This window comes from Bacillus sp. 2B09, assembly GCF_003946835.1.
In the GTDB taxonomy this organism is placed as follows: Bacteria; Bacillota; Bacilli; order Bacillales; family Bacillaceae; genus Bacillus; species Bacillus altitudinis.
In genome coordinates this window covers 619,778-646,229 of record NZ_RPSG01000001.1, presented here as the reverse complement: position 1 = coordinate 646,229, position 26,452 = coordinate 619,778, and the positions used below count along the sequence as shown (strand labels likewise).

Annotated in this window: 27 protein-coding genes and 1 pseudogene; 14 read left to right on the top strand and 14 right to left on the bottom strand. The window is 39.9% G+C overall.

All coding sequences use genetic code 11. The annotated features are described in order from the left end of the window. Positions 1-12 precede the first annotated feature (12 nt). The gene (locus EBQ12_RS03305; RefSeq protein ID WP_019743043.1) at positions 13-918 is read right to left on the bottom strand and encodes a LysR family transcriptional regulator; all 906 of its coding nucleotides are present in this window, start codon (positions 916-918) and stop codon (positions 13-15) included. Positions 919-1,030: 112 nt separating this feature from the next. On the opposite strand from EBQ12_RS03305, the gene EBQ12_RS03300 reads away from it, so the two are divergent. Continuing rightward, on the top strand, positions 1,031-2,188 hold the full coding sequence (locus EBQ12_RS03300) for an MFS transporter (RefSeq protein WP_125589221.1): 1,158 nt from the start codon (positions 1,031-1,033) through the stop codon (positions 2,186-2,188). Between the two features lie 114 nt (positions 2,189-2,302). Here EBQ12_RS03300 and lpdA read toward each other — a convergent pair whose 3' ends face one another. Then, on the bottom strand, positions 2,303-3,697 hold the full coding sequence (gene lpdA / locus EBQ12_RS03295) for a dihydrolipoyl dehydrogenase (RefSeq protein WP_125589019.1): 1,395 nt from the start codon (positions 3,695-3,697) through the stop codon (positions 2,303-2,305). A 184-nt stretch (positions 3,698-3,881) separates the two neighbouring features. Between lpdA and EBQ12_RS03290 the strand changes: the two genes are divergently transcribed. Together EBQ12_RS03290 and EBQ12_RS03285 are read left to right on the top strand one after the other, a co-directional pair. After that, the gene (locus EBQ12_RS03290; protein WP_125589017.1) at positions 3,882-4,451 is read left to right on the top strand and encodes a TetR/AcrR family transcriptional regulator; all 570 of its coding nucleotides are present in this window, start codon (positions 3,882-3,884) and stop codon (positions 4,449-4,451) included. 31 nt (positions 4,452-4,482) lie between these two features. After that, positions 4,483-4,902 carry a GNAT family N-acetyltransferase gene (locus EBQ12_RS03285; RefSeq protein ID WP_125589015.1) on the top strand — a complete coding sequence of 140 codons (420 nt, stop codon included), beginning with the start codon at positions 4,483-4,485 and terminating at the stop codon, positions 4,900-4,902. A 92-nt stretch (positions 4,903-4,994) separates the two neighbouring features. On the opposite strand, the gene EBQ12_RS03280 is transcribed toward EBQ12_RS03285, so the two are convergent. Together EBQ12_RS03280 and EBQ12_RS19670 are read right to left on the bottom strand one after the other, a co-directional pair. Beyond that, a complete protein-coding gene (locus tag EBQ12_RS03280) occupies positions 4,995-5,366 on the bottom strand; it encodes a BLB8/JUQZ-1 family protein (protein ID WP_008348328.1) in 372 nt (123 codons plus the stop codon). 338 nt (positions 5,367-5,704) lie between these two features. After that, a pseudogene (locus EBQ12_RS19670) lies at positions 5,705-5,764 on the bottom strand (YunG family protein); the annotation flags it as partial. Positions 5,765-6,016: 252 nt separating this feature from the next. Here EBQ12_RS19670 and alr point away from each other — a divergent pair. Next, the gene (gene alr / locus EBQ12_RS03270) at positions 6,017-7,198 is read left to right on the top strand and encodes an alanine racemase (protein WP_050827179.1); all 1,182 of its coding nucleotides are present in this window, start codon (positions 6,017-6,019) and stop codon (positions 7,196-7,198) included. Positions 7,199-7,275: 77 nt separating this feature from the next. Here alr and EBQ12_RS03265 read toward each other — a convergent pair whose 3' ends face one another. Beyond that, a complete protein-coding gene (locus tag EBQ12_RS03265; RefSeq protein WP_007498906.1) occupies positions 7,276-8,388 on the bottom strand; it encodes an NAD(P)-dependent alcohol dehydrogenase in 1,113 nt (370 codons plus the stop codon). 215 nt (positions 8,389-8,603) lie between these two features. Here EBQ12_RS03265 and EBQ12_RS03260 point away from each other — a divergent pair, with 215 nt between their 5' ends. The 4 genes from EBQ12_RS03260 (at position 8,604) to hag (EBQ12_RS03245) (ending at position 13,129) form a co-directional block, all read left to right on the top strand. Then, positions 8,604-9,218, top strand: coding sequence for a TetR/AcrR family transcriptional regulator (locus EBQ12_RS03260; protein ID WP_024720171.1), 615 nt, complete (start codon positions 8,604-8,606; stop codon positions 9,216-9,218). A 145-nt stretch (positions 9,219-9,363) separates the two neighbouring features. Further along, complete coding sequence (locus EBQ12_RS03255) at positions 9,364-10,884, top strand: Kelch repeat-containing protein (RefSeq protein ID WP_035701040.1); 1,521 nt, start codon at positions 9,364-9,366, stop codon at positions 10,882-10,884. A gap of 223 nt (positions 10,885-11,107) precedes the next feature. Continuing rightward, positions 11,108-12,019, top strand: coding sequence for a flagellin Hag (hag, locus tag EBQ12_RS03250; protein WP_017359608.1), 912 nt, complete (start codon positions 11,108-11,110; stop codon positions 12,017-12,019). Positions 12,020-12,307: 288 nt separating this feature from the next. Further along, on the top strand, positions 12,308-13,129 hold the full coding sequence (hag, locus tag EBQ12_RS03245) for a flagellin Hag (protein ID WP_024719584.1): 822 nt from the start codon (positions 12,308-12,310) through the stop codon (positions 13,127-13,129). 32 nt (positions 13,130-13,161) lie between these two features. Here the strand turns inward: hag (EBQ12_RS03245) and EBQ12_RS03240 are convergent, their stop codons facing one another. After that, positions 13,162-14,631 (bottom strand): NAD(P)/FAD-dependent oxidoreductase, encoded by a 1,470-nt coding sequence (locus EBQ12_RS03240; RefSeq protein WP_125589013.1) that lies wholly within the window; start codon positions 14,629-14,631, stop codon positions 13,162-13,164. A gap of 220 nt (positions 14,632-14,851) precedes the next feature. On the opposite strand from EBQ12_RS03240, the gene EBQ12_RS03235 reads away from it, so the two are divergent. After that, positions 14,852-15,676, top strand: coding sequence for a methyl-accepting chemotaxis protein (locus EBQ12_RS03235; protein ID WP_019743472.1), 825 nt, complete (start codon positions 14,852-14,854; stop codon positions 15,674-15,676). A 39-nt stretch (positions 15,677-15,715) separates the two neighbouring features. On the opposite strand, the gene EBQ12_RS03230 is transcribed toward EBQ12_RS03235, so the two are convergent. Continuing rightward, complete coding sequence (locus EBQ12_RS03230; RefSeq protein ID WP_057079650.1) at positions 15,716-16,087, bottom strand: DUF5412 domain-containing protein; 372 nt, start codon at positions 16,085-16,087, stop codon at positions 15,716-15,718. A gap of 244 nt (positions 16,088-16,331) precedes the next feature. On the opposite strand from EBQ12_RS03230, the gene EBQ12_RS03225 reads away from it, so the two are divergent. Then, positions 16,332-16,955: a poly-gamma-glutamate hydrolase family protein gene (locus tag EBQ12_RS03225; protein WP_125589011.1), complete on the top strand. Its 624-nt coding sequence runs from the start codon at positions 16,332-16,334 to the stop codon at positions 16,953-16,955. Here EBQ12_RS03225 and EBQ12_RS03220 read toward each other — a convergent pair. Then, positions 16,946-17,530 carry an ImmA/IrrE family metallo-endopeptidase gene (locus EBQ12_RS03220; RefSeq protein ID WP_008346294.1) on the bottom strand — a complete coding sequence of 195 codons (585 nt, stop codon included), beginning with the start codon at positions 17,528-17,530 and terminating at the stop codon, positions 16,946-16,948. The two genes, EBQ12_RS03225 and EBQ12_RS03220, sit on opposite strands and share 10 nt — an antisense overlap. Positions 17,531-17,841: 311 nt before the next feature. Between EBQ12_RS03220 and EBQ12_RS03215 the strand changes: the two genes are divergently transcribed. After that, positions 17,842-18,741 (top strand): N-acetylmuramoyl-L-alanine amidase, encoded by a 900-nt coding sequence (locus EBQ12_RS03215; protein WP_017359601.1) that lies wholly within the window; start codon positions 17,842-17,844, stop codon positions 18,739-18,741. Here EBQ12_RS03215 and EBQ12_RS19605 read toward each other — a convergent pair. From EBQ12_RS19605 to EBQ12_RS03190, 6 genes are all read right to left on the bottom strand, one after another. Beyond that, positions 18,730-18,861, bottom strand: a complete 132-nt coding sequence (locus EBQ12_RS19605) for a hypothetical protein (protein WP_277597302.1) — start codon at positions 18,859-18,861, stop codon at positions 18,730-18,732. The two genes, EBQ12_RS03215 and EBQ12_RS19605, sit on opposite strands and share 12 nt — an antisense overlap. A gap of 99 nt (positions 18,862-18,960) precedes the next feature. After that, positions 18,961-19,137, bottom strand: a complete 177-nt coding sequence (locus EBQ12_RS03210) for a type II toxin-antitoxin system SpoIISB family antitoxin (protein ID WP_008346289.1) — start codon at positions 19,135-19,137, stop codon at positions 18,961-18,963. Next, a complete protein-coding gene (locus EBQ12_RS03205) occupies positions 19,106-19,876 on the bottom strand; it encodes a type II toxin-antitoxin system SpoIISA family toxin (protein ID WP_017359599.1) in 771 nt (256 codons plus the stop codon). Before EBQ12_RS03205 ends, EBQ12_RS03210 begins: the two co-directional genes overlap by 32 nt. 146 nt (positions 19,877-20,022) lie before the next feature. Continuing rightward, positions 20,023-21,021 carry an inorganic phosphate transporter gene (locus EBQ12_RS03200; protein WP_017359158.1) on the bottom strand — a complete coding sequence of 333 codons (999 nt, stop codon included), beginning with the start codon at positions 21,019-21,021 and terminating at the stop codon, positions 20,023-20,025. Positions 21,022-21,036: 15 nt separating this feature from the next. Then, on the bottom strand, positions 21,037-21,654 hold the full coding sequence (locus tag EBQ12_RS03195) for a DUF47 domain-containing protein (RefSeq protein ID WP_017359157.1): 618 nt from the start codon (positions 21,652-21,654) through the stop codon (positions 21,037-21,039). 206 nt (positions 21,655-21,860) lie between these two features. Then, positions 21,861-22,319, bottom strand: a complete 459-nt coding sequence (locus tag EBQ12_RS03190; RefSeq protein ID WP_024719593.1) for an ASCH domain-containing protein — start codon at positions 22,317-22,319, stop codon at positions 21,861-21,863. 227 nt (positions 22,320-22,546) lie between these two features. On the opposite strand from EBQ12_RS03190, the gene ggt reads away from it, so the two are divergent. The 3 genes from ggt (at position 22,547) to cysT (ending at position 26,448) form a co-directional block, all read left to right on the top strand. Then, complete coding sequence (ggt, locus tag EBQ12_RS03185; protein ID WP_125589009.1) at positions 22,547-24,301, top strand: gamma-glutamyltransferase; 1,755 nt, start codon at positions 22,547-22,549, stop codon at positions 24,299-24,301. Positions 24,302-24,559: 258 nt separating this feature from the next. Next, positions 24,560-25,591 carry a sulfate ABC transporter substrate-binding protein gene (locus tag EBQ12_RS03180; protein WP_096881315.1) on the top strand — a complete coding sequence of 344 codons (1,032 nt, stop codon included), beginning with the start codon at positions 24,560-24,562 and terminating at the stop codon, positions 25,589-25,591. Positions 25,592-25,602: 11 nt separating this feature from the next. Beyond that, positions 25,603-26,448 carry a sulfate ABC transporter permease subunit CysT gene (gene cysT / locus EBQ12_RS03175; RefSeq protein WP_024719596.1) on the top strand — a complete coding sequence of 282 codons (846 nt, stop codon included), beginning with the start codon at positions 25,603-25,605 and terminating at the stop codon, positions 26,446-26,448. Positions 26,449-26,452: the final 4 nt, after the last annotated feature.

Sequence of the window (26,452 nt, the reverse complement as noted above, 5' to 3'; positions counted from 1 at the left end):
TACCCTCACTTTTTAGTTTGTTCTTGATTTGAAAAAGTCTATTAGCCATTCAGATAGCTGTTTTTGCGCTTTGGTCACAAATCGATCGGCATAATACGTTAATTCAAGATGCCGAACAGGAGCAGGGGCAGAAATAGGAATAGAGACAATATTAGGCCATGCTGAATGTTGCTTTAACAGCCCTCTTGGCTGGATGGTGGCGCCGATCCCGGCTTCAACCAGCTGCAATAATGAAGTGGCAGACCCAACATCCATGACCGTGTCCAATTCAAAACCGTGTTCTTTACATACGTCATCGACCAAATCTCTTCCTAGATAGCCTTTTGGATACATGACCAGTGCATGCTTTGTCAGCTCTTTTAGCGTCACTTCACGCCTTTTTGCCAGTTCACTGTCTGAATGAACAAACAATTCGTAGGGCTCATCGCCAAGTGGTATTTGAATCAGTCGTTTATCCGCAGGCCCGCGCAGCCCAATTCCGATATCGACTTTATGTGAGAGCACCTCGTCACGAACAAAGATGGTCGAAAAAGCCTTTAGGTTGATCTCTGGATACAGCGTTTTAAATTCTACAAAAAGCGGAACAAGCTGAAAGTCAAGATCAGAGGGAAGGACGGCAAGCCGAACGGTACCCCGCTGTTCAGATAACAGTTCTTTCATGGCATTTTTTGCATCTCGTTCAGCCTGAAGCATTTTCATGCCATATTGATAAAGAAGCGTACCAGCTTCAGTTGCAACTACTTTTTTACCGATTCGGTCAAAAAGCGGCATCCCAACTTCAGCTTCAAGCAGTTGAATCTGTTGGCTTAATGTAGGCTGTGATATACCTAGCTGCTCTGCAGCCTTTGTGAAATGCAAATGATCGAATACAGCCATAAAATAGGTAATGTGACGAGTATCCATATGCCATCCTTTCATTAATGATAGTATTTTCCTATCATCATAATACGAATTATTGTATTGATCAATGAATGAAGCGGATTTATACTCATAGTAACCTCAACAAGATGAGAGAGGAAGAAGAGTATTGATAAAAAAATTATTTTATTTAGCTGCTTTATTTTTAGCTGCCTTAAACTTGCGCCCAATCATTACATCCGTAGCTTCTATGATGAGCATGATTCAATCAGACCTTGGCGTTAGTGCACTCACGGCAAGTCTTTTAACCACTTTGCCGGTCTTGTGCATGGGAGTGTTTGCCCCTGTAGCAACGAAACTAAGCCGCCGGTTTGGATTAGAGAGAACTCTTTTTTTCTCGATTTTTCTTATCACAATTGCGACTGGACTGCGTGGTACAAGTCAAACGGTTACCATCCTTCTTACGACTGCTTTTGCAGGAGGAGTTGGAATAAGTTTTGCCGGACCATTGTTGTCTAGTTTTATTAAAAAGTATTTCCCGAAAAGTCCTGGGATTGTCAGTGTGTACTCTATATCGATGACAGTTGGAGCTGCACTTGCTTCGGGCTTGACCATTCCGATTTACCTTCGCAGTGAGCATAACCTTCCACTTGCGTTATCCTGCTGGGCGGTTTTAGGCGTTATTGCACTGATTTTGTGGCTCGGTCTAGCTCGTCAAAACCAACAAGCGGATCATGCAGATGTGCCGCTGAGATTACCGCTGCGAAACAAAAAAGCCATTCAATTCACCTTGTTCTTTGGCTTTATGTCTAGCATGTTCTATTCGTTAACAGCGTGGATTTCACCCATTGCGCTTGATTTTGGGAATAGTCCGCAGTATGCCGCCATGCTACTTACGATATTTACACTCATTCAGATTCCGGTGGCATTACTCGTTCCAAACATCGTCAATCGTCTAGGAAAGCCGAAATTATTTCTGATCTTATGCAGTTTGTCAGAGCTGATTGGCCTCATATTCCTTCTACTGCCAATGCCGATCCTGCCAGCTGTTATTTTTCTAGGGATTGGAGCAGGTGGATTATTTCCTTTGGCGCTTATGCTGCCTATTATTGAAACGCGTACACCAGAAGAAGCCGGTACATGGTCCGCGATGTCACAGATGGGCGGGTACATCATGGGAGGATTTGGTCCATTTTTAATCGGTTTGATTTTCGATATCAGCGGACATTTTCAAGCTGCTATTGTCGCAATGCTCGCCATCGTGATGCTGATGATTGGCGTTCAGTTATCGATGAAATTAGGAAAAAAACGTGAAGAGGTATCCAATTAAAGATCAATATACCGCTGCTTTTATATCATGACTCAATTGAAATCGCCATAGCCTATTCCTAAGTAGGCTATGGCGATTATTTTGCTCAATCTTTAAAAGATGCACCTGAATGAATTATCGTGAAAGGTATTTTTCAACTTTACGAGTGGCCATTTCTGCAGCTTCCATGATCATTTCACCTAATGTTGGGTGAGGATGAATCGTCATGGCTAAATCTTCTACTGTAGCACCAATTTCAATAGAGAGAGAAAGTTCTGATATAAGAGTAGATGCCTCTGCACCTACGATTTGTGCTCCTAAAATAAGGCCAGATTCAGCATGGGCCACAATCTTCACAAATCCTTCTGGTTCTTTTAATGCCAGTGCTCGACCATTAATAGAGAACATTGTTTTTCCAATAACAGTCGGAATGGATCTTTGTTTGCAATCCGTTTCGCTGAGTCCAACACTCGTCAATTCTGGGCTAGAAAACACAACAAGTGGGATCGCTTTATAATCGATCATCGAAGGTTTCCCGGCGATTGCCTCTGCTGCCACCTTCGCTTCATAGGAAGCTTTATGAGCCAGAGCAGGACCCTCGGTGATATCACCAATTGCATAAATGTGCGGAATGGAAGTTCTGCATTGTTCATCAATTTTAACTAGTCCGTTAGGGGTAATGGACAAACCGATAGAATGGAGACCTAATGTTCCATCTGTATTCGGTTTTCTTCCGACAGTAATCAGTGCATAATCTGCTTTCAACGTGTAACTTTCTTTCTGTTTCTCATAATGAAGATCAATTCCGCTCATACGCTGCTCGGCACCTATGACGTTTGCTCCTGTAATCACGGTGATGTCATCTTCTTTCAATTGTCGAACAACAGGAGAGACAAGTTCACTTTCAAAGCCAGGCAATACTTGATTGCCGCCTTCTAGAATGGTGACTTTTGATCCAAACCTTGCAAACATCTGTCCGAGTTCAACACCAATATATCCACCCCCAACTACGACAAGGCTTTTAGGGATTTCGGGAAGGGATAGTGCTTCAGTGGAAGACAATATACGACCTCCGAAAGGGAGTGATTTAATTTCAATTGGACGAGAGCCGGTTGCTAATATAAGGTGTTTGAAGTTGATTCGTTTTTCACCTTTTTCGGCATGTTGAATCACCGCTGTATGCTGATCGAACAAGCTTGCCTCGCCTTCCAAAATAGTAACTCCCGCTGACTTTAACAAAAATTGGACGCCTCCAGCTTGTTTTTCCACAACCGCTTTTTTGAACGCTTGAGCTTCATTGAAAGAACCGCCTTCTTGAAAACCACCCCATTGTGTGCGGAGTTTGAACCGCTCTGCTTCTGCTATTAGCGCTTTAGAAGGGATACAGCCTACATGGGTGCATACGCCACCTAACTGATCACGTTCTACAATCGCAGTCTTCATGCCGAGATGAGCTGAACGTAACGCCGCCACGTAGCCTCCCGGACCTGATCCAATCACTAATGTATCTACTGTTTCTAAATGAATCATTTCTTGCACCTCCAATTTCAAAATATGATGATCATAATATATTATAGTCATCATATTTTGGTGAAGTCAATCCCATTTGAGTGAGGAAAGATGGATTTCAGTCAATTGACACATGATAATATGATGAATATAATATTTTAATAAATACACTTAGATGAGTTAAAAGGAAGGAGGAGAAAAGAGGATGCCTTATCCGAAAGGTCATAAGTCAAAAGTGAGAGAGCAGATCATCGCTAGTGCTGCACGAGCATTTCGAACAAATGGCGTCCGTAGTATCAGTTTGCCATACATTATGAAAGGGGCAGGTCTAACTCATGGAGGGTTTTACGCTCACTTTAAGAACAAGGATCAGTTGGTGATAGAGACTTTTCATTTTGCTATTACTGATACGATCAAGCTGCTGCAAAGTGTTGCAGACAAGAAAACAGACCAGCCTCGAATTCAGACGATCATTGACTTTTATTTAAGTTCCGTTCACCGTGATCAGACGGAGATCGGCTGTATATTGCCTGCACTGGCAGGGGAGATTGCTCAATTATCGCAAGAGGTACGGAAAGCTTATACCGATGAATTGAAACGGTTTATGGCGTTTATAGCTGATACGGGAAACATAGATCTCTCTACCAGTTACGCACTAGTAAGCAGCATGATTGGTACAATTGCTCTTGCACGAGCTGTCAATGATTCGCAGTTCAGTGATCAATTGTTAATGGCAGGCAGAACACAGGCAAAACACATTTTAGAAGCGAATTAACATTCAAATGAAAAACAAAGGAGGTGTTGCGATGTTCATTAGAGAAGCAAGCATAGAAGATTATCCACAATTAAGACAAATCTATTTAGAATCCCGACGTCAGAGCTTTCACTGGCTCAATACAGAAGAAATCAAACTGCAAGATTTTGATCAAGATACGCAGGAAGAGCAAATTTTCTTAGCTGAGGAGAGCAATAAAATCCTTGGATTCATCTCATTATATGTACCAGATCGTTTTATTCATCTCTTGTTTGTACATCCAGAAGCTGTTGGTCAAGGGGCTGGCGATCTGTTGCTGAAACATGCGATCAAAGTGCTCGGAACACCAGTCACCCTCAAATGTGTATCCGAAAATCACATAGCTTTGTCTTTTTATCAAAAAAGAGGATGGAAGGCTGTTGTAGAGGAGGGGGAGCCTGGGGCGAAGTACTGGGTGCTTGCTTATGAATAAGGATAAAATTGTAAAATAATCTAATGTGACTCACACGTTAGGTATTGGTGATCCTGCTTAAAAAAAAGCCTCCATAATAGAGGCTTTTTAATTTACTTTCTAACCGTTATATAAAGAGCGCCTAATAGAGCGCCATTTGATTTATACATCCATACTTCTACTTGGTTACTACCTGAATCTTTTAACCCTTTAATATCTCTACCGGATACAGAGACATACTGTGATCCTTTCACAACAACAGCATATGAGGCAATGTCATCAATAGGATAACTAGATCCTACGTTAATTGTGATATTTCTTGCATTTGTTTTAATTGGAGCATCCGCGGATAAAGATTTTAGCGTAATAGGCATAGATGAAAGATGATTAGTTTGAACGGATTCTTGAGCAGAAGCAACCCCTCCAATAGTAAAAGTCAATGCAGAAACAGCAATAAGAGAATACATAGATTTCTTCATTTTCATTCTAAAGCACTCCTTTTAAATTAGTTTACAAGTCATTAATTCGATATTAAATCGAGATATTCCTGTTAAAAAGTGTTAATTAATTGTGAACATTTTCCTTTCGGGATGAATTGAAATTTTCTGTGAAGAAAACGACTTAATATCTATCTATTAAAAATTTAAAACATTATTTTTTAGTAAGAATATTGCTCATTACTCGTATTGCTAAAGCTCCTTCTCGATTTGAATATCTACCTATTTTAAGAAATTTCCTCAGAGAATTGTGAAGAGGAAAAGTCTAATCTTTTCCCATGGATGATATTGAAAAAAATCTAGCCATTTCCTAATTCTATCTTCATTCATTCGCCGCTTAAAAGATCATTTACAACTAAAGAAGTGACACGGCATTGACCGTTTGCGGGACTCTATTTTGAACTAGATTGTGAAAGCCAAGCTTTATCAAGAGCATCATAATTATTTCAGTTTTGTAAGGTCCTATCATTAATGTCATTTCAGTGTGAATGTAAGTATTCAAGTCTATATAGGCTTTTTCAAGAATTAACAGGTCTTGGTTCTTATTGAATGTTTTTTGTATAAATGAATAAAGATAGACTATATGTTAAAACGAACACAAATTACAGAAGAAACTTATGTTAAAAGGAGGAACGATTATGAAAAAACTTTGCCGGGAAGTCTGGATCGAAGTTAATCTTGATGCGATTAAAAGAAATATCGAAGCCATTCAAGCGCATATTCCAAAGAAGAGTAAGATCATGGCTGTCGTGAAGGCGAATGCTTATGGACACGGTTCAGTGGAGGTAGCGCGGCAGGCACTAGAAAGCGGTGCGACGGAGCTCGCAGTTGCTAGCTTAGAGGAAGGCATTGTGCTGCGAAGAGCAAAAATTGAAGCGCCGATTTTGGTTCTTGGATTTACACCGCTCGACTGTGTGAAAAGGGCCGCAGCCTGGAGAATCGACCTCTCCGGCCTTCGAGAAGACTGGATTGCTCAAGCAAACGAGATCTTAGCGAAAGAAGAAAGCAAGCGACGGCTTGGGATTCATGTCAATGTTGACACGGGGATGGGGCGATTAGGTGTACGGACAAAGGAAGAGCTGTTAGCGGTGGTGAAGGCGCTTGAAAAGAGTGAAAACCTGAGGTGGGATGGAATATTTACGCATTTCTCCACTGCGGATGAGCCTGACCCTGATTTCACGTTGCTGCAGCACAGCATCTTCATTGATTTTCTTCGGTTTTTGAAAGAAGAAGGGATCAAACTGCCGACCGTACATATGAACAATACAGCTGCTTCGATTGCGTTTCCTGAATTTAGTGCCGATATGATCCGGCTTGGTATCGGACTTTATGGATTGTATCCCTCGCAATACATTGAAAGCTTAGACGCTGTTCAGCTAGAGCCCGCTCTCAGTTTAAAAGCAAGAATTGCGTTCGTGAAGAAAATGGTGACAAAGCCAAGAACCGTCAGCTATGGGGCAACCTATGTGGCAAAGCCTGACGAAGTCATTGCAACCATACCGATTGGTTATGCAGATGGGTACTCACGTGCTTTATCCAATCGAGGGTTTATGCTTTTCCGCGGAGAAAGAATGCCGATTGCTGGCCGAGTCACAATGGATATGACGATGATCAGCTTAGGAGAGATGAAAGCAAAGCAAGGCGAGGAAGTCGTCATTTATGGCCGTCAAAAGGGCGGAGAAATTTCTGTTGATGAAATTGCTGAAATGCTCAATACGATTAACTATGAAGTCATTGCAACATTAAGCCGCCGTGTTCCAAGGTTTTATCGTCGAGGCGGGAAGATTATTAAAATATCGACGCCGGTGATGTATGTGTGAAAGTAAGGACAGCATGAAATTGCAAAAATCCCCTTTATATGGCAAGGGGGCTTTTGAGTTTCATGTCTTATTTCGGCTTAAGCTCGATACTCTTTATCTAAAATAAGAATTGGTTTAATCGTAGATCCATTTTTAGAATCTTCAAAGGCTTGTTCAATCTCTTCTAATTCGTAGAATTTTGCTAGTTTCTCAACTGGGAATTGTCCATTTTTAAAGAACTTGACTAGTTTAGGAATGAATAGTTGAGGAACGGCATCTCCTTCTATCACACCTTTTAACGTGAGCGCATTGAGCATGAGATCATTTGTCACATTAAACGTTAAATCGCGCTTTCCTACTGCTACTGTTGCACAAGTTCCTTTGACACGCAGGCAGTGAAGAGCAGCTAACGTGACTTCTGGTACTCCAGTTGTTTCAAATGAGTAATGTGCTCCTTTTCCTTCTGTGATTTCCTTAACTTTTTCAGCTGGATTCTCATGTTTACTGTTGATGACATGTGTTGCACCTAATTCTTTTGCTAATTCAAGGCGGCTATCATGGATATCAACGGCAATAATCGGATCACAGCCTGCAATTTTTGCTGCCATTAACCCACTTAAACCAACAGCACCTGTACCGAACACAACAAAACTTGTACCTGGAGCTGGAGCAAGTGAATTTAAGACAGTACCGCTCCCAGTCATTAAGCCGCAACCGAATGGTCCTAAATAACGTAAATCAGTTTCTTTGTCTACTTTCACCACATTTTTCTCATCAACCGTTGCATATGTACCAAATGACGATTGACCAAAAAATTGTGATACATCTTGATGATCATGTGTATGGATAGGCGTTTCATTATGTTTATTACGACCAGAAAAATTCAGTGGAATCATGTTTTCACATCCACCAGCGTTCCCGTCAAGACAATTATGGCAATGACCGCAATAAGCGAAACCTAGTACAACGTGGTCTCCTTCTTGAACGGTTGTGACATTAGAACCTGCTTTCACGACAATGCCAGAGCCTTCATGTCCTAATAAAGCAGGACGTGGAACAGGGAGCGTGCCATCTAATACAGTGGCATCCGTATGACAAACGCCAGATGCAACGATTTTGACAAGCACTTCATCTGCTTTTGGATCATCTAGTAATAGTGTTTGTTTCTCGAAATCTTTTTCATTTGTTGTGACCATCGCTTGAATTTCCATATCATGTGCCCTCACTTTTTGTATAGTATGATATTCTGAAGAAAGGTTAGATCAAATGTCACAAAAAATTCATTTCTTTATGACTAAGTTGATTGTAGGACGAAAGATTTTCCGTTTCAATCAGCAAAAAATCTTTTTTGTATAGGTTTTCAACACAAATGAATTTATGTATCTCTAATCAACATTTTTTAAAAAGTGTCTAAAGGAGGGGCCCCATGATCAAAAAAGAGGATCGCCGTGTTGAGCGAACAAAAGAAACACTTCGTCAAACATTCAAAATACTAGTAAAAGAAAAAGGATATTCGCACGTAAAAGTGAAGGATATTGTGGAAAAGGCAAACTATAATCGGACCACGTTTTATGTGCATTATGAAAGTAAAGATGAATTAGCAGCAGATGTTATTCACCGGGAAATGGTCAATTTCGAATATGAATTTTGTAAGCCGACTCGTGAAAATCCACTGTTGGATTTAACTCGCATGAAACCAGAGGGCACCGATGTATTTCAATATATCGTTGAAAATCGCGACTATTATGATTTATTAGTGATGGAAGACCGAATTCCCCACATACAAGAACAATTGCTTAAAAAAATACAATATATTTTCCAAAATAGAATGTCGTTTGTGAGTGATCAGTATGCAGAAATCAACGACAGTTATTTTGTCCAGTATCGTTCATACGGCATCTTTGGTTTTATCATTGAATGGATCAGAAATGACTACAATGCATCTCCCTCAGAAATGGCACGACGTATTATCAATTTATTATATATTCAATCCTCACTCATGATTCAGTTGAAAAATGAAGAAGCGATTATGAAAAGGTAATGTCATATAAAAGTGATATATGTAGAAAGATATTAATAGAAATAAGAGCGTCCTAAATTTATGACAGGCACAACGGTAAAAATTAAATTTTATTACAAATATGTCGATAAAAGGAGGGAAATTTAAGAGATGGAGGAAAGAAACGATGAAAAAAGGATTATTTTTAGTGCTTTTGACCATTTTTATGATGGTCACAATTCATCCGTTAAAAGCTCATGCAGCTGAGACAAATGGTTGGACGAAGCGAGCGGACTTACCGGAAGAGCGTATTAATGCTGGTGTAGGAGTAGTAGATGGAAAGATTTATTTATTTGGTGGAGCAAGTGAAAAAAACAAGTTAAATAATCAAACATTTATGTATGACCCTAAGAAAGATGTGTGGGAAGAAAAAACGAGCATGCCGAGAAATAGAACAGGCGGTACATATGCTACAGTAGGTAAGAAAATATATCTAATAGGTGGAATAAACGAAGAGACAAAAACAGCTTATAACACAATTGATATATATGATACAGAACTTGATCAGTGGGCTGAAGAGCCAATTCAAATTCCAAGAGAGCCTGTATTTCCATCTTATAGCAAGGGAACTTTGTACGCAGTTGCAGTAAAAGAGAATATATATATTGTATCTTCAAAAAACGCTTATAAGAATAATGTCTATCAATACAATACATCCACGGGTGAATGGACGAGTTTGAATTCATCTAGTTTACCACCTAGAAATGGAAGAGCCATTTCAGCAATTGACGGAAAAATATATGTTGCAGGTGGCGAAAATTCGATCGGTCATAGTAGAGAAAAGAATTTGTTTCAATATGATATTGCAACAGATACTTGGAAGAGGCTAATCGATGCTCAATTGACATCTTATACATATGAACCCTCCTATGAAACTTACAACGGTAAGTTCTTTATTATTGGTGGGCAATTATATGGTGATAATTCGAAAAATATGGTAAACAAAGTTCAGATTTTCAATCCACAGGATGGTCAATTTAAAAATTCAGCATATGAATTGCCAGAAGGAAGAGTATCAGCTGTTGCAGCAATTGTTGATGATCAATTATATGTCATTGGCGGACGTGACTACTCTTATAGTATGAGAAATCTTTCTGTAAAAAGTGATTACAGATCAGTGATTTCTATTTCATTAAAAGACTTACAAGTGACTGAGGATGAAACAAAGCCGGATGATGGGATAGCAGAAGACCCAAAGGATCAAGATGGGACAAAGCCTGGTGATGGAACAACAGAAGAACCGAAAGATCAGGACGGAACAAAGCCAGGTGATGATACAACAGAAGACCCAAAGGATCAGGACGGAACAAAGCCAGGTGATGGGTCAACGGAAGAACCGAAAGATCAGGACGGAACAAAACCTGGTGACGGCACAACAGAAGAACCGAAAGATCAAGATGGAACAAAACCCGGAGAAGAAACTGCGAAAGGTATACTTTCCATTACCATGATCAATGGGTTACAAAAGGATTATCTGCTCTCAATGAAAGAAATTAACGATTTTCTTAACTGGTATAAAGAAAGAAGCTTTGGAATCGGAATGAACTTTTATGAGATCAATGATGAACATAATAAAGGACCTTTCACAAGTAAGAAAGATTATGTGGTGTACCAAAATATATTAATGTTTGATATCAAACAATATTAATAAAATGAAAGCTGCTGATAATAGATTAGCAGCTTTTTATTTTACATTATTGTTAAAATTAGGATGAACATCATAAAAAAACAAGATATTTTTTTAAAAATCTGCTAAACATCCTATAACTACGTCCGATAATAGAATTGTCAGGGTTGATAAGCCCTAGAATAAAGGACTTTTTTCAGACAAGGACGTCTGTCAGGTCCCACATACATGGAGGTAATAGGAAATGAGAATTAACCACAATATCGCAGCACTTAACACATTAAACCGTTTGTCTGCAAACAACGGTGCGAGCCAAAAGAACATGGAGAAACTTTCTTCTGGTCTTAAAATCAACCGTGCAGGAGATGACGCAGCAGGTCTTGCAATCTCTGAAAAAATGCGTGGACAAATCCGCGGATTAGAAATGGCTTCTAAAAACGCACAGGACGGTATTTCTCTTATCCAAACAGCTGAAGGTGCATTGACTGAAACTCACTCAATCCTTCAACGTGTTCGTGAACTAGTGGTTCAAGCTGGAAACACCGGTACACAGCAAGATGAAGACTTAACTGCAATTAAAGATGAAATGGATGCTTTAATTCAAGAGATTGATGGTATTTCTGATCGTACAGAGTTCAATGGTAAAAAACTTTTGAATGGTGCGTATAAAGCTTCTACTCCACCAGTAGCAGCTGATCCATCTTTAGTTTTCCAAATTGGCGCTAACGGAACACAACAAATCAAAGTTAATATCCAGGATATGGGTGCAGACGCATTAGGCGTTGATAATGGTACTGGTGGCATCACTGCAAACCAATCCATTAAAGATTTAGATGTAACAGCTTTTGCAACTAATGCAGCAGATGCAGCAGATGTTGGTTTTGATACTCAACTTAAGATTGTTGATTCAGCTATCAACCAAGTATCTTCTCAACGTGCTAAACTTGGTGCAGTCCAAAACCGTCTAGAGCACACAATCAACAACCTTGGTGCTTCTGGTGAAAACTTAACAGCTGCTGAGTCTCGTATCCGTGACGTTGATATGGCGAAAGAAATGAGTGAGTTCACTAAGAACAACATTCTTTCTCAAGCGTCTCAAGCAATGCTTGCACAAGCGAACCAACAGCCACAAAACGTACTTCAATTACTACGTTAATGAAAGGCCCCTTGATGGGGCTTTTTTTAATGCCGTTTTTTCTTCGTTTTTTCTCCTTAATTATGATTCTTAAATCCCTCTGATAAATCATGAAAAATGACCTTTAAATTTGGCATACTCTAGCGAAACAATCATAATGAATAAGACTTTTTCCTTATTTATTCCTTTTTTGTTAAACATATTCCATTAAAGTTCGATAAATGGATTGTAAGGCTTACAAAAAAATTCTAATTTAGAACTTTTGGACATGGATGTCTAATTGGTTCAAACACATGGAGGTCATTTAATATGAGAATTAACCACAATATCGCAGCACTTAACACACTGAACCGTTTGTCTGCAAATAATGGAGCAGGGCAAAAGAACATGGAGAAGCTTTCTTCTGGTCTTCGTATCAACCGTGCAGGAGATGACGCAGCAGGTCTTGCGATTTCTGAAAAAATGCGTGGACAAATCCGGGGGTTAGAAATGGCGTCTAAAAACGCACAAGATGGTATTTCTCTTATTCAAACAGCTGAAGGTGCATTAACTGAAACTCATGCGATTCTTCAACGTATGCGTGAATTGACAGTTCAAGCGGGTAACGTAGGTACACAGCAGACTGAGGATTTAACGGCGATTCAAGATGAGATTAAAGCACTTGTTGAAGAGATTGATGGTATCTCAAGCCGCACAGCATTTAACGGAAAGAACCTTTTAAATGGAGATGTTACAGACGGATTCCAATTCCAAATTGGTGCGAACAAGGAACAACATATTATTGTTGAAATTGGTAAAATGGATGCAGAAACATTAACAGTTAAAGATATTGATGTAAGTGTTGATGGCTTCAATTTTGATACTGAAATTGAAAAAATCGATGCGGCAATCGGAGCTGTATCTAAACAACGTTCATCACTTGGTGCAGTCCAAAACCGTCTAGAGCACACAATCAACAACCTTAGCGCTTCTGCTGAAAACTTAACAGCTGCTGAGTCTCGTATTCGTGACGTTGATATGGCGAAAGAAATGAGTGAGTTCACAAAGAACAACATTCTTTCTCAAGCTTCTCAAGCAATGCTTGCACAAGCGAACCAACAGCCACAAAACGTACTTCAATTATTACGTTAATTAAAAGCCCCCGTTGAGGGGCTTTTTTTATGTTAGTTTGATTTTAGCAATTGATGTAATTGAAAATCTGGAACAGCTTCATAGAAGAAAGCTCGATTTAATTCATCATTTTTTTGATCCCACCTATGCCACCAGTGGCCGACCTCACCAGTGGAGTCAGCTTGAATCATGTCTTGCAGCTGCTCTAGGTTGATGATTTTTCTCGGTTCTATTAAGAATGAATGCATACGATGATACGCCTCAAGGCATTTAGGTTGTTTTGTTTGAACGGCATATTGTACATAATAATTGAAAAATTCTTGTACAAATGTCAGATGGGAAATGGGGGTTCCTTTTAATTCGACGCCTTCCCAAGCCATATCCGCAATTGCACAAAGCCACCAGCCAAGCTCATTGGCGTGCTGCATTTGTTGTAAGGTATGCCGTTCAAAAGAAATAAGCCCATCTTCTTGTGCTTGTTTGAGCATACGCTCAAGTGTTTGTGCCTCAAGAGCTGCCTTTGTCATTCCCTGACCATGTATTGGATCTAATGTGCATAAGGCATCTCCCATGACCAATAAGCCGCTTGGCCAATCTTCCATTTGTTCATAGTGGTTTCTGACACAAGCCGGAACTCTAAATCCTTTTGGTTTCGTATAGGGAATTAAATGAGTGATGGCTTCTGCTATCGAGGGATTGGTCAGCCTAGCGGTCTCTACATCAAACTGATCAGCGTCCGTTGTTGGATAATGAGAGCCGCCAGCTGCTGAGAGAAGAACCGCTGCTAAATCATGATCTACTCGTTCAAACAGTCCTGTTGGAATTTTTTTATTTGGCTGTCCAACGATGACCATTGGTTCTAGGTTCGGTGCCTCAGATGGTATTTGGTAGTATCTCGTGCTATAGCCAAGAGACACGATTAGCTCATCTGTCTGAGGCAAGGTTCGTCCTGCGCTTTTCAGCCATTTTGGCAATTTAGACATTCTTCCAGACGTATCAATGACTATGTCCGCACTCATTTTGTTGATGATTCCAGGCTTTATCCTCCGATCTTTGACCTGTAATCCACTCACTTTAGTCGTTTCTTCTTCAAAAAGAAGAGCGATCGCTTCATGTTTTTCTAAAAATTGAACACGATCCTCACGTAACATTCTTTGCATCAGCACCCACTCTAGCATGGCACGTCGTGTGACAGCTGTTTCTTCAGTATCGGTGAGTACTAACTCGCCATCTTTTGTCATAAATCGAGATGTCTGATGCCATGTGTTGTACCCGCCCAATTCTAGTAATTCTTTTGTATAACCAGGAAATAGACGTTCCACTATTTGTTTGCCTAGTGGCAGCATTCTATGTGGATGAAAGGCTTGAGGCGTGCCAAGACGATTTTCAGGAGCGTCGGGCAATTCGTCCTTTTCAATAATCAATACTTCAAGGTAAAAACTTGATAAAACCTTTGCAGCGAGCATTCCAGTTATTCCGCCTCCGATGACGATCGCCCGCTCATACTTCATGGGTTGTGTCACAACATGCGCCTCCAGTGAATATATAAAATGGTTACATGACCATTTCATCATATGTTGATTTTTTAAGTATAGCAAATTCTCGTTTTTTTGAATATAGAAAGGAATTGTCATACTTTTTACTCGTAAATATGAAAAAAATTCAATCATGATAATTATTTTTAAAAAATAATGATCAAATTTAAGAGGAATGACCGATAAATACATTAAGGGGGTAGAGAGAATGGATATACTACAGAGTATTGTAACAGCAGCACCTTATATGATGAAGATTTTAAAAGATGAAGTGACGATGGGGGTCATTGATCGAGAAAAATTCTTGCTGTATTTGCCATCAAAAGATGTGGATTTTCAAATACGGACAGGAGATCCCATTAAACCAGATGATCAGAATATGAAAAATGCGCTTAGAGGCGAAACATCAAGTACATTTGTACCTGAATCGGTGTATGGGACGCCTTTAAATGCAATGGGATTGCCGATTTTCGATGAAAATCAACAAGTCATTGGTGCAATCGCTTTAGGTTTTCCACTTAAAAATCAAATAGAACTTGAGGCGTATATGGAGTCATTGAACGACATCATTCAAAGTATTCAAGAAAAAGTACATGTGGTGGCGGCTCATTCAGAAGAGCTCTCTGCGACAAGTGAGGAAATGACATTCCAAACACAGCAAACACTTGAAAGTTCGAAAAAAACTTCAGATATTACAAAAATGATCAAAGGTATCTCTAAACAAACGAGTTTGCTAGGATTGAATGCTTCAATTGAAGCAGCCAGGGCAGGGAAAGAGGGGGCGGGTTTTAGTGTGGTAGCGAGCGAGGTTCAAAAACTCTCAAGCGAAACCTCACGTGCAACAGAAAACATAGAAAGCTCATTGCAAGGGATTTCCTCTAATATACATACGTTACTTGAGAGTATGGGCCATATGAAAGGGTCATCTTCAGAACAGGCTTTATTAGTGACGGAGTTTAGTGAAATTGTAGACAGGTTGACGACGGTTAGCAAAGAAATGAAAGAATTTATGCAAAAGGTGATGTCAACGTAAAAAACGAATCCAAAAAGGGTTCGTTTTTTTGCTGGCTCGTTATTTTCTATTTTTCTGATCAAAGCGATAATCGTATGTTTCACCTTTGACCACATTTAAAAACTCATGTCCAATTTGAACGAGCTGTGCATTTTCCCATTTGATCAGAGGATCTTTATCAGGGTACTTCCAGTAGATTGTTTTTTTGTGGTGGGTGAGTTTGTTTTCAATTTCTGCTCTGACCGCATTCTCTTTTAGCTTTCCTCCGCTATGTCGATATGTGTTAATGGTATAGGTTCCATCAGGTGATGATATCGAGCGAATGAATGTGCCGTGAGACACGCCTTGAAGAGAGAAGCATTTCCAGTAAATAATTCCGGCGAAGCTAAGACATAAGATGGTAAGGATGATGGTGGTTTTCTTTTTAAACATGAATTCCTCCAGGTGTAGATCGCAATATTCTAATATATGAGAGAGATGACAAAAAGATTCATATAGTCCAAAAGTTCTATTCATTTCAATTATCGGTCATTTTTTCTCAACATTCAACAGTTAGCCCGTAAAGATAAGGAAAATTTAAGGATGCATTCAGATCACACTGGTTATTCGAAAACACTTTACAAAAGAATTTGCGATCAGTAGACTTATGCTCATATAGAGAAATGGGGCAGATGGAATGAATCAAATCATAGATACGTATCAAAATTATGAAGAGCTTTCCGCTCATGAAAGAAAAGGGATCGACTATCAGATTCTTCATCAGCGGAAAGGGGATCAGCTTCTCGTCCTGTCACCTCATGCGGGAGGAATTGAATCTGGCGTGAGCGAGCTGGTCCATGAAGTAGCAACCGATTATTCTATGTATTTATTCGAGGGCCTTAAAGTGAAAGGCAATCATGTTCTTCATATTACGAGCACACGTTTTGATGAGCCGATTTGTCTTTCTCAAGTGCATACACATCATTATACGTTTGCACTCCACGGCTATGGAGAAACAGACGCCCTACAAACTTTAGTTGGCGGTACCGACAGGGAAAAAGCTGCTGAAACAGTGAAGTATCTCACACAAAATGGCTTCCATGCCTTACTTTTATCTGAATCGGATCAATTTGCTGGAACACATCCTCAAAATATTAATAATCAATGCCTCACAGGAAAAAGTGTTCAAATTGAAATTAGCCAAGCTCAGAGAAGAGCTTTCTTTCAAGACTTTAGGCGGAGCCGTAGGCGTGATACACAAACCGAACAATTTTATCAATACACAAATGTACTGAAACAAGTGTTAAGCCTTTATGAATAAACTTCTGACGTCACGTGTGCAGACGCTTTTGTTTGATACGCAGCTTCATTTTCTGCGACCTTGCCTGCTCTCATTAAATAAGAAGTAAATTCTTTTTGAAATTGAATGCCGGCTCTTCGCTGTTCAAATAGAGCAAGCCGTTTTTCAGCAAAAGCCCGAGTGACATGAAATGTTTGAGCAATATGCAAAATGGCTTGCTGCCTAAGGTTTGGGAGCGTCATTTGCAACAGCATAAAAGTCGGAACACAAAAGTGATACATGAATTGTTTTGCTTGAAACTCTTGCAGTTCTCGAAAGAGCTTGTGCATGTTAAAGTGGTTGCCTGTATGCTTCAGCACATGACAAAGCTCGTGGGCGAAATCCTGCCACTGTTCTTCTGACGATAAGGCTCTGTTCAAAATAATACTGTAAAGACCTTGATGTTTGATCATCATGCTGCCAGTATCCTCGTAGTGTACCCATACATGAAATTCAGCTGCGATCCTATGCATGTCTACATAGGCAGGACCGCTTATTTGCAGTTGAGTGTATAACCGTTTAATATCTTCTTCTAAATGGGTTAAAAAATAAGTCATGTCAAAACCTCCATACAAACGTATGTTCTATTTTTGCCGTAAAAGAAAAGTCCATATAGGACTAAATGGCTAATAAAGCTATCGCTTACTTTTTATATCGGCTTGTTTTTAACAATTTTAACATAAAATCAAAGAAAATTGGAAGTTTTTCCTGTTTTTTATTCTATTTTTTTATATTTTACAAAGATAAAACAGCGATTGAATTCAAATTTTACCATAGTCTTATGACGAAAACAAACAAATTTGTCTTACGTTTGCCACCGATTGATGAGCAAGATCAAACATCAATTTAACAAAAAGGAGTGCAAAACATGGTACAAATTTATCAAGATTTTATTCCAGTTGGAAACGGAAATCGGCCAGGATATGCTATGACGCCGCTTTATGTAACTGTGCATAACACAGCCAATACATCTAAGGGAGCTGACGCAAAAAGTCACGCGGCATATGTCAAACGCTCAACAACAGAGGTAAGCTGGCACTTTACAGTGGATGACAAGGAGATTTTTCAGCATCTCCCTTTAAATGAAAATGGATGGCATGCTGGGGATGGACATGGAGATGGCAACCGAAAATCGATTGGCATTGAAATTTGTGAAAATGAGGATGGAAACTTTCAACAAGCTGTCAAACATGCCCAGTGGCTTATTCAAAAGCTTTTAAAAGAACATGGCATTCCATTAGCAAATGTGGTGACGCATCAGCATTGGTCAGGAAAAACATGTCCACGTCTGCTGCTAGCTACATGGGATGAATTTAAAAGAGGAATTGAGACCGCAGGTGATCCGGAAACGGTTATCACATATGTGGTGAAAAGCGGGGATACGCTAACGAGTATTGCCAAAGCCCATGGTGTCACAGTGAGTGACTTACAGACATGGAATCAGATTAGTGACCCGAACATGATTCGAGTTGGACAAGTTCTCAAGATTTATCATGCAGAAGAAAAGCTCAGTTATGAACTGCCAGATGGGGTGTTAAAGGTGACATCACCTCTGACAAAGGGGGAGCATGTACGTCTCGTCCAAAAAGCGCTTGCTGCTGTGTATTTTTATCCGGACAAAACAGCTGTAGATAAGGGCATTGATGGCGTTTATGGGGAAAAAACAGCCAATGCCGTCGCGCGATTTCAACTGATGAATGGTCTAACAAGTGATGGAGTATACGGTCCTAAAACAAAAGTGAAGTTGCTTCAACTATTAAATCAGTGAGTCTTTCTTTTTGGCCGCTTGAATGACGGCTACACTTTTTTCGTGTAATCGGCAGACATAAGGGGATGGCTTAAATTCAGCAAACTGAACATACCTCATTTGTTTAAGTTTCTTTTTCATATTGGCACCTCAATCGTTGCAGCAGTTGGTTTTATTGTATGCAAGTAGATGTGAAAACGGAAGTAGGACGCGGATGAAGTTCCGCGTCCTTTAGTGTAATCAAGCTTTTTTATTTTTATACTCATCTAGGAGCTGTTCATTCTTTTTGAAAATACGCTCCGTATGGGGACTTACTTTGTAATCAGCCATACTAATATGGCGCTTTTTCTTTAAAATCTTAAATGGGTTTTTCTTGCGATTGTTATTATCCCCTTGAAGTGCGTGTTCCATCTTCATCACCTTCCTCTTCGTCAGGCAAGATTAGGTCATAAATCGTTGTAAGTGAAGTCATTAATAAATAGTCGAATTCAGTGACAATTTCCTCAGAGGTCAGCTTAATCACAAAGTGTGCATCCGCTACTGAAAACGGGATGAGAACCAATTTGCCGAAATCATCGTAATACACTTCCTGCCTGTCAAGCTTTGCTTGAATGAGCGCTCTCTGATCAAGTGTCCGCAGCAGGTCATCTTTTTGCTCCTGCGTATCATAAGGACAAAGAACTGCTTGAATATTCATTTTTTCTGCAAAAGAATAGATCAGTCGTTCAATTCCCTCTATATATGCTTCTATACTTCCATAATATACATGGATCGGTTCGTTTTTCAATAGGTATTGGTACGTTTTTAGTTTATTGAGGTAAGAATGAAGTAGATCGTTATTTTGTTCTAGGAGTTGATGTGTGTCGGTTTCAAGTTCATGATTTCCGAGTTTTTTAATATAGGAGCTGAGGAAAATAAAGGCATCAGTTAATGCGAAAAAAACAGCAATAATCAGGTAGTGCATCCAATCGGTGAAGATTGAAGCAGGGTCATTTGTCCAGTACACAACAGCACCCGCTACATAAATCCAATACCACGTTTTACGAATCGCAAACATCTTTTCTTTTACTTTTTGTTCAAAGCGCCATACCGCAAATACATATACAGCAAGAGCACCTAGCAATAACCAAACAGTCAATTGAAAAAATAATAGCATGTTCTTCTCTCCCATAGACAGATGGATACTTATTTATTTCTATGGATATGATTGGAAACCCTGCTTCATGAAAAAATGGCTTGCAGAAAAAGACCATTTGAGGATGCAAACAAATAAAAAAAGACCTGTCTAACAGGTCTTTGATATTAAAGAATCGCATTTAACACAAAGTATATAAGTGCCCCTAGAGTTCCCGAAATCGGTAATGTGATCACCCAAGTGACAAGCATACGTTTTGCCGTACCCCAGTTGACTCCTTTTACTCTATGTGCAGAACCTACACCTAGAATAGAAGATGAGATCACGTGAGTGGTACTAACAGGTAAGTGAATAAATGTTGCACCGAAGATAATAGCTGCACCCGTTAAGTCTGCAGATACTCCGTTTACTGGACGAATCTTCATGATTTTACCGCCGACTGTTTTAATAATCTTCCAGCCGCCAATAGACGTACCTAGTCCCATTGCAAGCGCACAAGAGAATTGTACCCAGAAAGGAATGTCGTCTGTTGTATGCAAATTACCTGCAATTAAAGCCATCGTAATAATTCCCATCGCTTTTTGCGCATCGTTTGTTCCGTGGGTATACGATTGCAGTGCAGCCGTTAAAATTTGAACACGTCGGAATTGTTTATTTGTTTTTGCGAGATTGTTGTTTCGGAATATAATTTTGATAATGGTATACACGATATATCCCAAAACAAAAGCCAGGATAGGTGAAAGCAATAGTGCTTGAATGATTTTAATGAATCCCGAATAGTTTAAAGCGCCAAAACCAGCGGAGGCAATAACAGCTCCTGCAATTGACCCGATCAGTGCGTGTGAAGAACTACTCGGAATCCCGTAATACCAAGTAAGCAAGTTCCAAGTAATGGCTGCAATTAAAGCAGCCAAAATGACGACAGATCCGTTTTGAAGTGTAAAAGGATCTGCGATGTCTTTTGTAATGGACTTTGCCACACCTGTAAATGTCATTGCTCCTAAGAAGTTCATAAACGCTGCCATAATAATAGCATGTCTTGGCTTTAACGCCTTTGTTGAAACTGAAGTAGCAATGGCATTTGCTGTATCGTGGAATCCGTTAATGAAATCAAAAGCAAGTGCACAAATGACAATAAGTATGGTAAGGATGAGTAATGTATCCATGTTTAACTAACCCCGTTACGCATTCTTCATAATGATTGTTTCTAGATTGTTGGCAACACTTTGACAGGAATCTGCGATTTCTTCAAGTGTTTCGTAAATTTCTTTGTATTGAATGACCTTAATTGGGTCTGTTTCTTTTCCAAACAAGTTCTTTAGTGATTTGCGGTGAAGATTGTCACAATTATGCTCAATCTCTTTAATTTTGATTGCGTGCGGATGAATATCTTTCAAGCGATTATCAGCCAGTAATTCAATAGTCGTTAAAATTTCTTTCGCACATTCTCTGATGTAGTGGCTGAATTTGTCGATATGTTCGTCAGAGCTTGTAATTGAATAAATTTCTAAAGTTGCTGAAAAATGCTCAATGCCGTCTAAAACATCGTCGAGGCTATTCGTCAATTGAAGAATGTCTTCACGTTCAATCGGTGTAATAAAGGCTTTGTTCAGCTCTTTAATCATGGTATGAACATGATTATCACCTTTTGTCTCATATTCCTTCAATGTGTCAGAAAATTCTTTCAGAGTGGTTTGATTTGTTACTTTATAGCTAACAAAATACTCAGCAGTTTCATCTAAATTTTTAGCAATTTCCGTTAACAAGACGGAAAACTTGTCTTTTTTCCTTTTTAACATGTAAAAACCCTCCATTGTATAAATGAGACAATGCACACATCAAATAATTATATATTCTTTTGTCGAAAAAAAACAGGTGTAGTCGAAAATTTCTTCACTTTTTCTATTTGATCTTATTCTGACCTAAAGATGTGATCTCAACTCACCTTTTTCAGAAAGGGGAAAAGAAAGCAAAAAAGCGGACCATTTTTGGCACCGCTTAAAAGTTAAGAAGCTGAATAAACAAGCTTAAATCGCTCACAAACAAGAAGCATATCTTCCTTAAATGTTAATCCGTACGGCTCAAGGGCTTCTGTGAAAAATTCTTCATGTTCTTTGTACCAATAGTCATATGAAAGATCGCCTTCACCTTCTGCTTTTGCAAATGATTCAGGAACCTCATTCATTGGCATGATATCTACTTGCGTGATCTCTATGATGGCTTTTGGTTCCTCCTGACTGTCCAAAATGACCGCATATTGACCGGGTTTTGGAAGAGGCTCTTGTTCTTTTTCGTAAAAAAGGTATCCGGAACAAGTGGCTGTTTTTTTTCCTTGTTGTACAAGGTCAAGCAAGTGATCTGGATTTGCGCCAAATGCCCAAGCAGAAACAGAGGCGTGATCAGGAGTTTTTTCTGATTTTTCTTCCCAATAAGATTCCCAAAATAAAGTGCTTTTGTGGTTCATTCTTTTTCCCCCTTTGTTATGAGTTTATTATATCGTGAAGTTTCAAACTTGGAAAACGTATGTCTTTATTACTACAAGATGTGCATGTCATATGTTTTGAAAACATGCGTTTTGTTTGGCAGATATAGGATGATAGAATGAAAAATTTTGAAATTTTAGAATAATCTATTGTATTCTGGTCAAGAAGTCGGTAAGGTCAAAGTAAGAATATGGAAGGGGTGTTGTTCATGAAACGCATTTCTCTAACTGTTTTGTCCATATGTCTGTTTGTTTTCTCGTTTTTCCTGCCGGTCAGCCAAGTCACTGCAAACGAAACTCATGGGAATAAAGTAGCTGTTGGCAAAGATGGTATGGTGGCTACTGCACATCCGCTTGCATCGGAGATTGGTGCTGACGTATTGAAAAAAGGTGGGAACGCAGTGGATGCTGCTGTTGCCATTCAGTACGCACTTAACGTAACAGAGCCAATGATGTCTGGAATTGGCGGTGGCGGATTTATGATGGTTTATGATGGGAAGACAAAGGAAACTTCCATCCTCAATAGCAGAGAGCGAGCACCACAGGGCGCAACACCTGACATGTTTTTAACAGATGATGGGAAAGTGATTCCGTTTGCTGAGCGATCTACACATGGAAATGCGGTAGGTGTTCCAGGGACTGTAAAAGGTCTTGAAGCTGCATTAGATAAGTGGGGTACTCGTTCTATGAAGGAATTGATTGAGCCCTCCATTCAACTTGCAGAAGATGGTTTTGAAATTGATTCTGTCTTGGCAAATGCGATTGATGATCACCAAGGAAAATTGAAAAAAACGGCCGCAGCGCCAATTTTTCTTCCAAATGATCAGCCACTCGAAGAAGGAGATCTGCTTGTCCAGCCAGGTCTTGCAAAAACATTTAAACTCATTGCGAAAAAAGGAAGCAAAGCGTTTTATGAAGGAAAAGTAGCAAAGGCACTTGCAAATACAGTTCAAGATTTTGGCGGGACGATGACTTCAAAAGATATCAAACGTTATGAAGTCAAGACTGACAAGCCAATCTGGGGAGACTATAAAGGATATCAGCTTGCAAGCATGCCTCCACCAAGCTCAGGCGGGGTGTTTATGCTACAAATTCTCAAAATACTTGATCATTTTAACCTGTCTCAGTATGACCCCAAATCATTCGAAAAATATCAGCTGCTTGCTGAAACAATGCACCTCTCCTATGCTGACAGAGCCGCATATGCCGGCGACCCCGAATTCGTAGATGTTCCACTAAAAGGACTACTAGACGATGATTACATTTCAGAAAGAGCCTCTCTCATTCAATTAGATCAAATGAATCGCAGCCCGAAAGAAGGAGATCCTTGGGCATATGAGGATGAGAAAAATCCATCCCCAATTGTTCCTCAGCCAGAAGATAAAACCATTGGTGAGACGACCCATTTTACTGTTGCAGATCAGTGGGGAAATGTTGTGTCATTCACCACTACCATTGAACAATTATTTGGTACAGGGATACTTGTTCCAGAGTATGGATTTTTCTTAAATAATGAACTGACTGATTTTGATGCAAGACCTGGTGGGGCAAATGAAGTCCAGCCCAATAAACGTCCGTTATCAAGTATGACTCCGACGATCATTTTTAAAGATGGAGAGCCTGTCATGACTGTTGGGTCTCCTGGTGGAACGACGATCATTGCTTCTGTTTCACAGACGATTCTCAATTTACTTGAATATGACATGGAGCTTCAAGATGCGGTAGAAGAGCCAAGAATCTACACAAACAGCTTAACTTCGTATCGTTATGAAGTAGGTGTCCCTCTAGATGTAAGAACAAAGTTAAATGATATGGGTCACCAGTTTGGCAGTTCCCCTATTGATATAGGGAATGTGCAAGCTTTACTGATTGATCGAAAAGCAGGGACATTCACTGGAGTAGCTGATTCAACGAGAAATGGAACTGCTGTAGGTGTCAATCTAAAGGTAGCTGCAGATCAATAGCATTTCCCGGGAAAAGAAGCGCCTCATCAAGACGGCGTTTCTTTTTTTCATTATAATAAAAACATAGTTGACACCTGTGAATAGTTTGAATAATATATAGACTAACATCAATCATACATAGCTGATCGGACAACCGAAGGCTCTTGGCATTGACGTACAGAACTTTTTTGTACTTCAATCGCTGAGAGCCTTTTTTGCGTATAGAACTGAAAACGGCAAGGTTGGTGTCACTATTCAATGTGCAAGGGAGCGGATAACATGAAAAAATGGATATGGATTTCTATTGCGATGACACTTTTCATCATCACAAGTGCTGCATGCTCAAATGCGAATGAAGCCTCAAATCAAAAGGGAAAGATTGAGCTGTTGAATGTGTCATACGATCCTACCCGTGAATTGTATCAGGAATACAATCAAGCCTTTCAGACTTATTGGAAAGACAAAACCGGTGAAGATGTGACGATACAGCAGTCTCATGGAGGATCAGGTAAGCAGGGGAGATCGATTATTGATGGACTCGAAGCAGACGTGGCTACACTTGCTCTTGGGTACGACATTGATGCCATTGCAGATCGAGGGCTACTTTCAAAGGATTGGCAAAAAGAATTTCCGAATCAGTCCACACCTTATACGTCTACTATTGTGTTTCTTGTGAAGAAAGGAAACCCCAAAAAAATTAAAGACTGGGATGACTTGATTCAGCCAGGTGTATCTATCATCACACCAAATCCAAAAACGTCAGGCGGTGCAAGATGGAATTATTTAGCCGCATGGGCATATGCCGATAAAACCTTTCATGGGGATGAAGAAAAAACGAAGGATTTTGTGAAAAAGTTATATGAGCATGTCGAGGTGCTCGATTCAGGTGCTCGTGGCGCCACAACAACTTTTGTCGAGCGCGGTCTTGGTGACGTGTTAATTGCTTGGGAAAATGAAGCCTATTTAACACTGCATGAATTAGGCAAAGACAAATTTGAGATTGTCAGTCCTTCCATTAGTATTCTAGCAGAGCCGCCCGTTGCCGTTGTCGACCAAAATGTGAAACGAAAAGGAACAGAGAAAGTGGCAAAGGCTTATTTAGATTATTTGTATTCTAAAAAAGGACAGGAAATTGCGGCGAAAAACTATTATCGACCAAGAAATCAAGAAGTGCTAAACAAATATAAAGATCAATTTAAAGAGATTGATATGGTGACCATTGATCAGGCATTTGGCGGATGGCGAAAGGCGCAGAAAAGATTTTTTGATGATGGCGGATTATTTGATCAAATATATAGCGGACAAAAATAGGGGGCGACGTGATGAAGAAAGGCTATGCTGCCGCCAATAAAAGAAAACGTGTATTGCCTGGATTCGGGCTGAGTCTCGGAGTGACACTTGTTTATGTCAGTGCGATTGTCGTGATTCCTTTATCTATGGTATTTATTTGGACGGCTTCATTAGGAGCAGAAGGAATTTGGAATGTCTTTAGTGATGCGCGGGTGCTAAAGTCGCTGCAGCTTACGGTTACGACTTCTTTTGCAGCTGCACTCATCAATGCAGGTTTCGGTGTACTGATCGCATGGGTTCTCACGCGGTACTCGTTTCCAGGAAAGAACATCCTGGATGCCCTCATCGATTTGCCGTTTGCTCTTCCAACGGCAGTGGCTGGCATCGCTTTGACAACTCTTTATTCTCCGAATGGGTGGATTGGGCAATTTTTGCATGTGAAGGTGGCATACACCCCGCTCGGTATTATTTTGGCACTGATTTTTATTGGCGTTCCATTTGTCATAAGAACGGTTCAACCGGTCATTGAGGGGCTTGAGCAGGAAGTGGAAGAGGCCGCAGCTATACTTGGTGCTACAAGAAAACAGACCTTTTTTCATGTACTGCTGCCTGCCTTGTTTCCAGCGGTGCTGACTGGATTTTCTCTTGCATTTGCAAGAGCACTCGGTGAATATGGCTCCGTTGTGTTTATAGCGGGAAATATTCCGTTTAAAACAGAGATTACACCACTGATGATCATGTCTAAGCTTGAGCAGTATGATTATCAAGGTGCCGCAGCCATTGCCTGTTTCATGCTGCTCTTATCATTTGTCATTTTGTTATTGATTCACGGATTGCAGTGGTTTGTCGAGCGGAAAAAACAAGTGGAAGTGAGGTGAGATG